Genomic DNA, 12,647 nt, shown 5'->3' with positions numbered 1-12,647 from the left:
CTTAGGCACATGCCGTTCATCTCATGCAATTAAACTCACGTGCCGTCAAACAATTGTGCTGTTAAACTGACGTATTAGCATTTTAAAGTAGTCCGCAACATGGTCCAAACATTATTGCCCCCCGAGGTCAGGCCTGGCCAGTCTGTACCTTTATTGCAGGCCTTACATATCCTGACCCGCGACGGTAAGCTCAATCAGGATAGCCGCCGCAAACTTAAGCAGGTCTATCATCTGGTCAATTTTATCGAACCGCTGATGCAGGCGGTGATGGAAAAACAGCCTTCGCCCGTCTTGGTTGATCACGGCGCCGGTAAATCTTACCTGGGCTTTATTTTGTATGACTTGTTGCTGAAACAACATCAGGCAGGCCAAGTGATTGGCATTGAGAGCCGCGGTGAATTGATTGAAAAGTCGCGCCAACTGGCGCAAGCATGCGACTTTAGCCGCATGCAGTTTGAGCATTTGACAGTGGCAGAAGCCATGCAGTCCGCGCAACTGCCAGAACAGGTTGATATTGTGACGGCCTTGCATGCCTGCAACACCGCCACCGATGATGCGATTGCGTTTGGCTTGCAAAAGCAGGCACAGTTTATGGTATTGGTGCCTTGTTGTCAGGCGGAGGTGGCTGAAGCGCTACGGCAACATAAAGCTGAGGCCTTATCAAAAACTTTTTTAAGTGAGTTGTGGCGTCATCCTATCCATACGCGTGAGTTTGGCAGCCAGGTGACCAATGTGCTGCGCTGCCTTGCGCTGGAAGCGCATGGCTATCAGGTGACCGTGACCGAGCTGGTAGGCTGGGAGCATTCTATGAAAAATGAACTGATCATTGCCAAGTATACTGGCCAGCGTAAACGCAGCGCGCGTGAGCGCGGCTTGCAATTGCTGGAGCAGTTACATTTGTCTGGCCTTGCGCCAAGGTTTCACTTTTAGCATTTGTTTTTAGGCTACGCTCAGTCAGGCGCAGATAAAAAAACCTCTGACACTGGGAGAGTATCAGAGGTGAATGGAGCTAATGCTTTGCCCCAGGGAAGAGACGTTATGCGCCTAACTAGAAGCGCTTGCCGAAACCCAGGCTGATCACCCATGGATCGATATCCAGGTCATCAATTTTTGTCCAGGCGTTGCCATTGAGCGGGTTTTGCATTTTTACGGTGGTATTCATCCAGATGTATTTCACATCCGCGTTCAGCAGCCAGCCATCCTTAAGGTTAACATCCAGACCAGCCTGCAAGGCAGGACCAAAGCTGTCACGGTCAATTTTGATTTTTTGACCTGCTAATGGGCCTTGACGCAGGTCGAGGCGGCGGTCCAGCATAAAGGTTGCGTTAATCCCGGCGCCGACATAGGGGTCAAAGGTTTGGTCGGGGTTAAAGTGCCATTGTGCGGTTAAGGTTGGCGGTAAAGCATCAATGCTACCCAGTAATTGATTGGTGACGGTAGTGCCTGAGTCTTTGGTGATGCTGACATCGTGCTTGGAGCCCAGCGCCAGAATCAGTTCTGTCGCAATGTTTTTGGTCCAGTAGTAGCTAATGTCCAGCTCAGGAATAGTATTGCTGTCCGCTTTTAATTCTGCACCGCTAGACATCGCGCCTGCCGCAATATTTTTGTTTACATATTTGCCCAGATCGCTACTTTCGTTCGGGCTGATATTGGTGGCGCGCAGGCGGATAACCCAGTCGCCTTGTTCTGCCTGAACATTGAGGGCTGGCAATAAAGCAGCCAACATTAAACTGATTGCGGTTTTTTTCATTGTGATCACTCCATTAGTGCATTGAACTTGAATGCATTGTAGGTCAGCAAGTCAGGCCGTATATTGATGCAGGTCAACTGGATTGGATTTGCCTAAAACGCCGTGCAAAAAGCAAAGCGCACGCATGGAGTGATAAAAAAACCAGTCCTCAGACTGGTTTTGGGTGGCTGGATTGTTGGATCAGTAGTCGTTGCGTTGTTTCCAGGCTTCATCCAGTGCTTTGGACTTTTGTTCAAAGATGGCTTTTTTGGCATCGAGGTCTTTTTCAATCTGGGCTTTTTCCGCCTGATATTGTTTAAGCGTTTCTTGTGCTTGCGTCAGCACGGCTTGCTGGCGTTGAATTTTTTGCTCGATATCGCTGAGTTTGCTCATGGCGTCGCCTACGGCATCGCGGGCACTGGCGGCTTCAGATTGTTCGACGCTGATATTGCGCGCAAAAACTGGTTCGCTGAAGGTCAAGATCAAAAGAGCGGTGAGGGTCAGTATACGCATGCGGGACTCCATTAAAAAAGCGGTATAACAACAAGCCATGAATTAAAAAGCAGATCATAGGCGTTTAAATCATGTGCATCAATCTTTTAGTAAGGCATGTACGCGATTAGTTTCTTTAGTTCATCCGTTTAGCCATTCGATGGCTCGCTCAATCATCGCCGTTGGCGAGCGCACTGCTGGTTTAACGCTTTACATATACACCTTATTCCGCAACAATGTTGCATATCATTGAGGAGGAAAAAATGCGTTTCTGCTGGCTTTGCATGCTGTTGTTGTCTTGGGGAAGTTTGCATGCAAGGGAGGCCTTTGATTTGGCGGGCAAGCAGATTGCGTCAGGCACGGTCTCTTCGTGGATGATGGCCGTGTCGTCAACGGCAATTCCGGTGACGGTGATTCATGGGCAAACTTCAGGACCGGTATTGACCCTGACAGCAGGTATCCATGGCGATGAATTTCCTTCGATACTGGCCTTGCAGCAGTTGCGCAAGCAGATACAGCCTGAACACTTGAAAGGGACCCTGATTCTGATTCATCTGGCGAATCTTGAAGGTTTTCATGCACGTCGCATTGCACTGAGTCCGGTCGATGAGAAAAACCTGAACCGGGTGTTTCCTGGTAGCGCACAGGGCACACTGACTGAGCAGATCGCCGATTTTTTAACGGCGCAAGTCATCAGCAAAACGGATTACCTGATTGACATCCATTCTGGCAGTGCCAACCAGCATTTATGGCCACATGTGTATTCCCCGGTGTTGCACGTGCCAGCGCTTGATGCCAGAACACAGCATTTTGCTGATCTTTTAGGATTGCCAGATATTGTGCTCTATGACGGCAGGCCCAATGATCCTGATCATTCCATCTCATATCCGAATACGGCACAGACCAGGGGTAAGCCTGCATTGACGCTGGAAGTCGGCCAGTTTGCACAGCGCGATGCCGCTTTTGTGGCCATGATCACACAAGCTTGTGCACAGGCCATGAGTGGCTTGGGCATGATAGATGCGCCTGAAACGATAGATGTCAGCACGCAACACACGACAAAGGTAGCCTCGCCAATTCATTATTACAGCAAAATGGTCGAGGTACGCAGCCAGCAAACCGGCTTGTTTACGGCCAAATCCAGCATAGGCGATTGGGTGACAGCAGGGCAGGTCGTAGGTGAAGTGACGGATTATTTTGGCGAGAAGATTGAAACTTTGCGTGCGCCTGTGAGCGGGCGCATCCTGATTCAAAACGCCACGCCACCGATACGCGCGGGCGAAGTCACATTATCTATCGGTGTGGTGAAGGCCCCTTAGCTGTTGCCATCAGGATGCGCACCTTGCGCGCACGGCTCGTTTGCGTCAAAGACTGGCATGGATTCAATCTCTTTGCGATGTAGTGCCCGCTCCTCAAACAAAAAAGGGTAGATGGCTTCACGCAGGCGGGTGTGAAACTTCTCTATCTGCTGTCTGTGTACTAGCAAATGGCTAATATCGCTGCATGCGACCGCTTCCAGTTGTGTTTGCGCCCAGACCGTGGGTAACCACCGCCCCATCTTTGTTGCGGCATCCGCCCTCATTTGTAAGGTTCGTGTCCGAGCAGCCACTTGTGCTTGCAAGTGGACATCGCCCATATGTTGAAAGGCAAAGTACCACTTCCAGTGAAAGCGGCCTGTGACGGGCGGAGTATCTTTCCATTGCGGATACAAGGCATAGAAGGGTTTCAGCGTATCCTCTTTTGGTAAATCCCAGGCGCCATGTACCAATTGCCGATGCTGCATGGCAAGCTGGCTACCGTCTTGCAAGGGATAACGGGCGTGCAGCCATAGCTGGCAAAGATTCGGTAAGACCACGCATAACATGACCCAAATGCTGCTCAGCAACATGGCATTGAAGTTGGCGTTGAGCGCTCGTTTGCGCAGGCTGACAGCACTACACAATGCAGACCATAAAAACGTATATAAGGCTGTAATTGTCAAAACCTGTAACAGGGGTGACAAAGAAAGCGAGTGCATCCCGGCAAACAGTAATAACGGGAGTACGAAGACAAGCGTGACAAGCACCCAGCGGGATAACACCCGTTTAAACCAGAAATGACCTGGTTCTTTTACCAGGCTTTGCAAAAACAGTAAACGTTGTGCCTGTTGCTCGCTGGCTTTCAGGTCATGCATCAGGGCGATACAGAGCAAGGGCGCAAAAAATACCAGCAAAAAAGCATAGTCAAAGGTACCCAGCATCACATATTCAGGGTGATGCGACTCACCATCATAAAGCTGGCTTTGCAAGCCGAGTAAACGTATCCGTTGCACGTACGGCACCACCAGCCGGTTGCCCAGGGCAATAAAGCTCCATTCGCCAGGGCGGTAATAGACGTTGTGGAACAGGTAATAGCCCACCTCTCCTGCCTCAAGTGCCCCGTCATGACTGTTGTGCTGGATAAAGTCCTGCTTGCGCAGGGTCTCTTCCTGTTGCGCATGCTGGATCTGGGACTGGATATGACGGATATTTTGCCAGCCGTTTAACAAGCTAAAACTAACCAGTACCAGGCTGAGCAAAAGCAATAGGGTCATGCTGCGTTGCTTGAGCAGCAGAGTGAATTCATGTTTCATAGTCGGTGCGAAACCCTAACAAGCAAGGAGCCAGGCAATAACAGCCAGCCAATCAACACCAGAAAGGCAGCTGTCAGACTGGCGTGGCTGACTGCCATCGGTGGCAGATTCACCGGGGGACGGGGCGCGTTCTTCCAAAAGTCGGCAGAAACACGCGTGTTCTTATCGTCATGCTGGTCCACTTTGTAAGTGTGGATCTGGTTCAGATATTGGATTAATTGATACCGCCGGGCTTCCGACTGCCGGATAAACGCCTGGTGGTGCGGCAGGTCATTGCCGCTAGCCGCCATCTGTACATATTGCAGCGCCAATGCCGGTGTCAGCCATAACCAGTGCCGGATACTTTCATTCTGTTTTGCCAGCTGTGCGTCATGCAATGCCTGTTGTTCGCGGTAGACGGCCGTGGTCAGGCGCTCGCCTTCCTGCATCAGCAGGCCATTGTAGTTGACAGGCAGGTATTCAACGCTGCTGACATGATACTGGTCGATAATACTTTGTTTAAATGCGGCAAAATGCGGATCGTCAGGGTTATGGCTGTCGCCTATGCTTTGCAGCTTCCTTTCCGCATGGTATTCAGCCTCTGCGCGAGGCTGTGTTGGATAGGCGATCTGGGCCAGATTTGCCAGCCCGCGCGGGAAAATAATGCAGATACAGACCCAGCACAGCAATAAAGTCAGCAAGGCACTATGCAGTTGCCGGCTGTACCAGGACACGGTGACGACCAAGAGACACCAGCCGGCAATGTAAAGCGCTTGCGCCAGCAACATGAGCGCCAGCCTGGCCAATAACTGATCACTGTGCCAGCTCCATGCCAGCGTCAACAGTGCTTGCAGGCACAAAAGAAGCAGCAGCGGTAAAAACAGTGCCAGCCACTTTCCGGCGGCAATCGCCCAGCCTGGGGTGCCATTGCCGCGCATGAAAGCCAGGATGCCGGTGATTTTATCGGCAGTGACGGTGGCATAGGCAATCATGATCAAAAACAGTGGCATCCACCATTGCACGATCATGGCTGGTGTAATTAATGAAAAGCGGCCCAGCGTAGTGGCTTCAGTCGCCGGGTTGAAGTTGGCGCTGTTCAGGCGATGTGCTTCCAGATACACCAGATGGCCAGACTGGTCGAGAATGCCGGGTTCGATCACACTGAGCGGATGGACCGGCTTGGCGACGAAATCGCCAAAATGCGAGACCCGGTGTGGATGACGGTCGGGTTGCGATTGCCAGTCATGCTGGCTGCGCGCTGTCACCTTAGCTACCGTCTGTGCATGATCTTGCCAGTGGTGATGGGCGGCAAGGGCGGCAATGCCCCATAATGTCACCAGCACTATCATTAACAATGCCGGAACCCGCGCATGCCATAACCTGCGCCATTCATTGCAGGCGATTTTCCAGATCAATGCGCTCATGCCTGCCCCTGATACAGTTTTTTCAGGCTATCCAGTGTCAGTGCTGACTGGTCCAGCATTGCCGGTTGCAACTGCCCATTGGTCAGCATCAGCAAGCGGTCAGAAAAACCAATGGCGGACAACACATCATGCGTGACCACCAGCACGCCCATGCCACTTTCTTTGCATTGCACAATCAGCTGGTTTAAGTCTTCGGTAGCCTGTGGATCCAGCCCTGAATTAGGCTCATCGAGCAACAGCAGTGTGGCCTGTTTGGCAAGTGCAAACGCCAGCATCACCTTTTGCTTCATGCCTTTGGAGTATTCGCTGCAAGGCCGGTGCCAGGCTGTTTCCGGCAAGCCGGCCATGGTCAGGCAGCTGTTAATATCCTTTTCTTCACCTATATCGGCCAGGCTTAAAAAGTAACGGATATTTGCTATCGCAGAGAGATGTCCATACACGGCAGGTTGCTCCGGCACATAGGCAAGGTGCGATAGCGCCCGCTGGCGGTCCTGCGAGATATTAATACCGGCAATCAGGATATTGCCTGTTTGTTCGGCCGTGTCATGTAAGCCTAAAATACTTTTCAGCAGCGTTGATTTACCGGCGCCATTGCTGCCAAGCACAGAGACGACTTCACCTGCCTGTAAGTTGAGCTCAAGCTGATTTAGAATTTTCCGCTTGGAAAACCCCAGGCTTAGCTGTTGAATCGATAGCAATGCAGTCATAAAAAATCCACTGTTGCTGTGAGCATAAAGTTACGGCCAGTACCGGGGGCGAAGTTAAGCTGGTTGGTCGCACCTGTGGATGAAAAGTCATACACATACTCATAGTAGCGATCAAAAATATTATTGGCTAACAAGCTGACGCGTCCCCAGCTGGTTTTATAGTCAATATTGGCATTGGTCAGCGTATAGCCGCCGTATTTTCCGCCCTGATTACTCTCATTGACGTAGTAGTCGCCTTGGCTATCCACGTGAACACGTGCAATCCAGTTTGCATTGGGCGCATATTGCAAGCCCAGCGAGGCGGTGTAAGAGGGGATGCTGCGGACCGAGTTATCCTTGAATTGCGGATGTAATGCATCCGGTTTCACGATAATGGCCTCTACCCGTGACACATTGCCCCAAAAGTGCCATTGCTCGTCTAACGCATAGTCAAAACTGGCATCTATCCCTTGCCTGCGGGTGGTACCGATGAGTTGGTTAATGTTGTCAATATTAATAAATTCGTTTTCAGCTTTTTGTTGCCAATAAGAAAGACGCGTATTCAAATCAGGATGCCACTGGCTCTTGATTCCTAATTCCCAGCCATCGTTGATCGCAACCTTTACGTTGGTCGGGCCATTGGTACTATAAAGATTAAGGTTAACGCCAGTGGGTGTTTGAAAACTGCGCCCGGCATTTACAAATAAAGTTTGCTGCGCATTCAGGTTGGCAAACAAGTTGAATTTGGGTTGTACGATGGTCTGGTTATCCAGCATGCGTGTCCTGAGCGTATTCCCATTAATCACAAACTGGTTTCTAGGGTCGCTGTTCAAATAATCCACCCGATAGGCCAGGTTCCAGCGTAGCCAGTCCAGCGGCGTGTTTTCAAATTTGGCGTAAATGCCTTGTGCGGTGAAGTCGTATTGGGCATTGCGCCGGATAGTGGTCAACCGTTGACGGAATTCATCGACATGCTGGCGTTCAATATCGTAGCCGGTTTCAAAAGCCCAGCTGGGATTGATTTTCCAGTTTAACTTGCTCACAAAGCCAATCGAGGTCTCGTCTTCCAAGCGATGTTCCAGGCCTGGTGATCCAAAAAAACGTACATTGCGTTCACGACCAAAGTTCTGCCAATAAGCTTTCAGGCTTAAATCAAGGTCGTTATTAAAAAAGTAATCGTAATGCAGGCTTAAATGCTTGAATTCTTTTTCACCGCTATCGTTGAGTGCATTGGGAGCCACGCCTCTGCGGTCATCACGCGCTTGTTCTTTAGACATAAAACCCGGTGCTTCAGGCGAATTGTATTTGCCATACTTGGCGCTCAATGCCAGGCTGGACTGCTCGAAATCCAGCTGCCAACGGCCAGATAAGGCAATTTTTTCATTTTCGGTATGGGCGCGGAAGCCATTGCCTTTGCGATAACCAATCGCATAGTTTTGGGTGAAATCGCCTTGTTTTTCACCATAGTAGCCTTGCATTTCGCGGGTTTGAAAGCTGCCATAACCAAATTGCAATTGCTTGCCGACGTCTTTGCGGGTTTCTACCTTGTAGTTGCCTGCGGTGGCAAACAGGCCGGTCGAAGCGTCGCTGGTGCCTTTAAATACCTGGGCACTCTGAATGTTGGTGGGGAACAGGTAATCCAGCTCACTGAGACCTGAGAACAAATTGGACGGAATGCCATCCACCAGCACTTTGGCATTCGGTGTTTCGCCATTGCCACTAAAACCGCGGATAGACACTTCGGTATTGACAATGCCCTGACTAAAGCGAGACAGCACCACGCCTGGTGTTTTGCTAAACAATTCCAGGGTATCGGTGACGTGTTCGTACTCGAGTTCTTGACGCGTAATGACATCTACCGAGCCTGCCAGGCCTTTATCAGTGGCTGAGACTTGCTCTTTTTTGCCAAGCACCACGACGCTATCCAGCTCGACACTGCTGACCGGTGCTTCATTTTTCTTGGCTTTACTGCTTTGTTTGGAGGGGTCCAGTTCTACCGAGTCTTCAGCATAAACCGTTACCGCCGGGAACAGCATGACTGCCAGCAGGCTGGCAATCGTTTTTGGGTACATCATGATTTATCTTCCCTGTAAGTCTGCGTATTCATCAATCTGGTTCAGTGTGTTCTCTTTGTGCCTCATCTCACACGGTGGCTGAGGCAATATGTTTTATTTTTATTGGGCTAAAGCTGTTAAATAAGAATGATTGTAAAGTGATCTATGCGACTTCTCCTTAAAAAAACAATGTCTGGTGTAGAAAAAACACACAGCAGCCTCGTTGTGTGCGCTTGTTGTGATGGACTGTCACTTTTTTGATCCTTCAATCGGGGAATGGACCGCCGATTAACCGATTATCAGAGATCCTTGGTCCATCACATGATTAGCGTTGCAGCAGATTAAAAGTATTTATTCAGACCAATAAACACCCCTCTGCGTGGCCCAAATTGTGGCGCATCAATGCCAATGCCCGAGCCATCCCGTAATTCATACTTTTTATCAAACAGGTTGATGATGGCCAGCCTGGTTTCCAGCTTGCCGAGGGTGCCTGCGTTGATCATGGTGCTGGCCCCCAGGTTAACCTGCGTGTAGGCGGGCATATGTTCGGTATTGGCGAAGCCACGGCGCAGGCCGCTGCCAAAGAACGCATCGGCGCTGAGTTGATAGCCTTGCCATAAATAACCGACGCCGGCGGACGCGGTGTAGCGCTGGTCATGGTCGGTATGCACCCAATGATTGGCGGTATAGTCCAGCTCATCTTGCTCAAAGTTATATTGTGCAGAGACGACTTTCTTTGCCAGGCTCATGGAGCGTGAGAGGTTGGCATAGGCAGAGAAGGCTTCGTCTTTATAACTTGCCGTTAATTCAAAGCCATAAATTCTGCCTTTGTCATAGTTAAAAGGCGTGTAGACCAAAGCTTCACCAAAGCGACCCTCATCAATCAGGTCCTGGACAATTTTGTAGTAGCTGTCGAAGCCCACGGTGAGTTTGGGCGTTAACTGGTGACTGACGCCGACGTCAAAATAATGTGAGCGCTCGGGTTTGACTGCGCCATTGAGGTCACTGGACGCAGCATTGGTGGTATTGTTGAATAACGCCAGTGTTTTAGTGCCCACCAACTCCGTCGGAGGCGGTGTAAAGTATCTTGAGTAGGCCGCATGGAAGGTGGTTTCAGGCGTGGCATTCCATACCAGGCCCAGGCGTGGGCTGAGTTGGCCGCCGCTGACATAGGCATTCATTTTGTCGGCACGCACGCCATAGTTCATCACCAGGCTGTTGTTGATTTTCCATTCGTCCTGCAAGTAAAGCGCCAGCAAGGTGTTACCGTTTTTGTGATTGTTATCAACAATGGTGGCCTGGGTGTTGGTCGTCGAGCCGCCCGAGGTCAGGAACACATTGGCGGTATTGTTACTGGTGATATCTTCGGTGCTGGTAAACATCCCCATGCGGATGGTGTGGCTATCGCCCCAGTGATAGCTGCCATCGGCTTGCAAGCCATTGCTCATGCTGTCTCTAAACACGCGCGAGGCCACGCCATTAAAGGCCAAGCCCCCCGTGATATCCGGCGTATAAGTGGTGCTGGTATAGCGTGTGAACAGTGAAACCTGGTAATCGAAATCAGCGCCAATGGAGCTCTGCACGGCCAGTATGCCGTACTGGTTACGCTCGTTCTGGTGATCTCTCAGGCTGGAGGAGTTATAGTCAGACAAACCCAAGGCCGAGAGATAGTCGCTGTTGGCTGCCTGCGCCGGGTTATTGGGGATTTGAAAATTACCATAGTAGGAGCCCAGCATCGCCACAATTTGCGTTTCCGGATTCAGCAAATACGACATGTAGGCGAAGCCTTTGGTTTGCTGGGTATTATCATGAATCGGGTTGTAGCTATCGGTGGTATTTTCGATGCCGCGATTATTGGAGAGATAAGAACCCGTGACATAGTAACTGAAGTCACCCGTGGAATTGTGCATTTGAATACTGGGGTTGACGGTGTCGCTGGTGCCACCATAAAAGCCAACATTGCCGCCCGGTTTAAAATTTTTCTTGGTCTCAATCTCAATCACCCCGGCCGTTCTGTAGCCATACTGCGCAGGCAAAGCGCCGGTGAGCAGATTGATTTTATCGGCAAAGCGCGTATCCAGAATCTGACCAAAACCATTGATGCCCTCCGGCAGAATGACGCCGTTAATCCGGTATTGGATATTGCCGTGATCGCCACGGATATGCAGTTGTCCATAAGAGTCATTAGCGACGCCAGGGGCGCGTAACAAAATCTGGTTAAAGCTGTTGTTTTCACCGCCTGGAATATTGCTGATATCTTTCTGGTCAAAGCGATATATGCTGCCGCCCGTGGCGGGTGACAGGCTATTACGGATTTTGCTGAACCGTTCTGCAGTCACTTGCACGCTATCGAGCTCGAGTGCGCTTTCATCCACCGGTTCTGCCAGTACTGAGATTGCAGGGTAGCTGGCAAACAGGCCGCCCACCGCTACAGAAATGATGCGTTTGATCTTCATAAAGTTGTCCTCTTGGCCTCACGCTGAGGCCTTTTTCGTCTGGTTGTGTTGGGGTTATCAGGGCTCAAACGAAAAGAGGTGGTGCGCGCGCAGCGTAGCGGCGATAGGACGGTTTGGTATGTAAAACGGTATGGCTGGTTTGGGCTGATGTGACGAGGTCTGGTGCATGTAGCAGTAGCAGACGCCCTGGCAGTAGCGTGTCAGGGAGATTGTCCAGGCACAGGCATTCTTCACACAGATTGTCCTGGCTGGTTTTATCATGCTTGAGGGTGTGATTAATCTCTTCAGACAGGTGAGAGATGGCGTGCGCAATCGCATGCTGCTGCGCAAATACAAAAAACAGCAAGACTGCCAGCAGGGCGCCTAGCAGCCATTGATTGAGTCGGGTCCGTATGTAGTGATTTAGCATGCAGTCTGGCGATTAAAAAACCTGCGATGAGCGCGTCCGCTATCTAGCCATGTTCTGATGACACACTCATGAATCGGGCAAGTTATTTTCATCACAGCGCGTTAATCCCTGATGGCATCCAGCGCGAGTACGACGCGTGTCTGCCCCTCTGGCACCACAGGCGAACGATGAATGGCGCCGCCTACGGTGTTCCCTTGCCACTGACTACCTTTGAGCAATACGATATCAAAGGCGTCTGCCTGTCTGATGCCACGCGCATCGAGTACCACGCCTGCACGCTGTTGGTTGTTGAGTCCAGGCGGGTTTAAGTGACTGCGGTGCTTTAAATAACTGCGGTCGGCAAATGCTTCCTCCAGCCATTCGGTGCCTGGCCCCATGTAGGTACACAGCAGCCGAATTCCGGTATGGTCAACATGAAATTGCGGGCACATGGCTTTTTGCAATACTTCCAGTCGCAGGCCCACGGTCTGGCAATCCAGCAGCTCGGCAAACACCGTCACCAATTGTGCCAGCTCTTGAATAAACGCTTCGCGGCCCGGCTGTGCAGGCAACGGCAAAGCACGCAACTGTGGCGCAAGTGCGGGCTGCAATGAAATCACGTTGCGCAGTCCAGGCGCCAAGCTGCGCGCTGCCAGCTGCAGGTAGTCGCTGATTGCAGTTTGCGCCTCCCGGCGTACGAGACAGACTTGCTGCTCGGGCTCAAAGATCGGCAGCATTTGCAGTGGGTTAAAGGTCAACGGCTCGCTTGCTGGTGTCAGCGCAGGTGCAAGTGAAGCAGTTTGAGGGGAGCTGGCAACCGACAACATG

Annotated in this window: 11 protein-coding genes; 2 read left to right on the top strand and 9 right to left on the bottom strand. The window is 51.0% G+C overall.

Translation table 11 applies throughout. The features are described from left to right. The first annotated feature begins 99 nt into the window (after positions 1–99). Complete coding sequence (locus INP77_RS01245) at positions 100–930, top strand: SAM-dependent methyltransferase (protein ID WP_194746892.1); 831 nt, start codon at positions 100–102, stop codon at positions 928–930. Positions 931–1,048: 118 nt separating this feature from the next. On the opposite strand, the gene INP77_RS01240 is transcribed toward INP77_RS01245, so the two are convergent. Next, positions 1,049–1,750 (bottom strand): OmpW family protein, encoded by a 702-nt coding sequence (locus tag INP77_RS01240; protein ID WP_194746891.1) that lies wholly within the window; start codon positions 1,748–1,750, stop codon positions 1,049–1,051. Between the two features lie 180 nt (positions 1,751–1,930). Continuing rightward, positions 1,931–2,242, bottom strand: coding sequence for a hypothetical protein (locus INP77_RS01235; protein ID WP_194746890.1), 312 nt, complete (start codon positions 2,240–2,242; stop codon positions 1,931–1,933). Positions 2,243–2,484: 242 nt separating this feature from the next. On the opposite strand from INP77_RS01235, the gene INP77_RS01230 reads away from it, so the two are divergent. Then, on the top strand, positions 2,485–3,540 hold the full coding sequence (locus INP77_RS01230) for a M14 family metallopeptidase (RefSeq protein ID WP_228518634.1): 1,056 nt from the start codon (positions 2,485–2,487) through the stop codon (positions 3,538–3,540). On the opposite strand, the gene INP77_RS01225 is transcribed toward INP77_RS01230, so the two are convergent. The 7 genes from INP77_RS01225 to INP77_RS01195 all read right to left on the bottom strand — a co-directional run bounded on the left by INP77_RS01225 (position 3,537) and on the right by INP77_RS01195 (position 12,646). Beyond that, positions 3,537–4,793, bottom strand: a complete 1,257-nt coding sequence (locus INP77_RS01225; protein ID WP_228518633.1) for a DUF3526 domain-containing protein — start codon at positions 4,791–4,793, stop codon at positions 3,537–3,539. The genes INP77_RS01230 and INP77_RS01225 overlap by 4 nt on opposite strands. Before the next feature lie 35 nt (positions 4,794–4,828). After that, positions 4,829–6,235, bottom strand: coding sequence for a DUF3526 domain-containing protein (locus INP77_RS01220; protein WP_194746888.1), 1,407 nt, complete (start codon positions 6,233–6,235; stop codon positions 4,829–4,831). Further along, entirely contained in the window at positions 6,232–6,942 is a 711-nt protein-coding gene (locus INP77_RS01215; protein WP_194746887.1) for an ABC transporter ATP-binding protein, read from the bottom strand. The genes INP77_RS01220 and INP77_RS01215 overlap by 4 nt, the downstream gene beginning before the upstream one ends. Then, positions 6,939–8,996 carry a TonB-dependent receptor gene (locus INP77_RS01210; protein WP_228518632.1) on the bottom strand — a complete coding sequence of 686 codons (2,058 nt, stop codon included), beginning with the start codon at positions 8,994–8,996 and terminating at the stop codon, positions 6,939–6,941. The genes INP77_RS01215 and INP77_RS01210 overlap by 4 nt, the downstream gene beginning before the upstream one ends. A gap of 320 nt (positions 8,997–9,316) precedes the next feature. Then, entirely contained in the window at positions 9,317–11,431 is a 2,115-nt protein-coding gene (locus tag INP77_RS01205) for a TonB-dependent receptor (RefSeq protein ID WP_194746886.1), read from the bottom strand. A 64-nt stretch (positions 11,432–11,495) separates the two neighbouring features. Then, a complete protein-coding gene (locus tag INP77_RS01200) occupies positions 11,496–11,840 on the bottom strand; it encodes a hypothetical protein (protein WP_194746885.1) in 345 nt (114 codons plus the stop codon). Positions 11,841–11,941: 101 nt separating this feature from the next. Then, positions 11,942–12,646: a DUF1826 domain-containing protein gene (locus INP77_RS01195; protein WP_194746884.1), complete on the bottom strand. Its 705-nt coding sequence runs from the start codon at positions 12,644–12,646 to the stop codon at positions 11,942–11,944. Position 12,647: the final 1 nt, after the last annotated feature.

The organism is Methylophilus sp. 13 (assembly GCF_015354335.1).
GTDB classification, from domain to species: Bacteria; Pseudomonadota; Gammaproteobacteria; order Burkholderiales; family Methylophilaceae; genus Methylophilus; species Methylophilus glucosoxydans.
This window is presented reverse-complemented; position numbering and strand designations above follow the sequence as displayed.

Bases quoted from the DNA above. Each gene is read 5' to 3' on its own strand.
- INP77_RS01245 (WP_194746892.1), top strand. From the start codon at position 100: ATGGTCCAAACATTATTGCCCCCCGAGGTCAGGCCTGGCCAGTCTGTA.
- INP77_RS01215 (WP_194746887.1), bottom strand. From the start codon at position 6,942: ATGACTGCATTGCTATCGATTCAACAGCTAAGCCTGGGGTTTTCCAAG.
- INP77_RS01230 (WP_228518634.1), top strand. From the start codon at position 2,485: ATGCGTTTCTGCTGGCTTTGCATGCTGTTGTTGTCTTGGGGAAGTTTG.
- INP77_RS01195 (WP_194746884.1), bottom strand. From the start codon at position 12,646: ATGTTGTCGGTTGCCAGCTCCCCTCAAACTGCTTCACTTGCACCTGCG.
- INP77_RS01225 (WP_228518633.1), bottom strand. From the start codon at position 4,793: ATGACCCTATTGCTTTTGCTCAGCCTGGTACTGGTTAGTTTTAGCTTG.
- INP77_RS01210 (WP_228518632.1), bottom strand. From the start codon at position 8,996: ATGATGTACCCAAAAACGATTGCCAGCCTGCTGGCAGTCATGCTGTTC.
- INP77_RS01205 (WP_194746886.1), bottom strand. From the start codon at position 11,431: ATGAAGATCAAACGCATCATTTCTGTAGCGGTGGGCGGCCTGTTTGCC.
- INP77_RS01220 (WP_194746888.1), bottom strand. From the start codon at position 6,235: ATGAGCGCATTGATCTGGAAAATCGCCTGCAATGAATGGCGCAGGTTA.
- INP77_RS01200 (WP_194746885.1), bottom strand. From the start codon at position 11,840: ATGCTAAATCACTACATACGGACCCGACTCAATCAATGGCTGCTAGGC.
- INP77_RS01235 (WP_194746890.1), bottom strand. From the start codon at position 2,242: ATGCGTATACTGACCCTCACCGCTCTTTTGATCTTGACCTTCAGCGAA.
- INP77_RS01240 (WP_194746891.1), bottom strand. From the start codon at position 1,750: ATGAAAAAAACCGCAATCAGTTTAATGTTGGCTGCTTTATTGCCAGCC.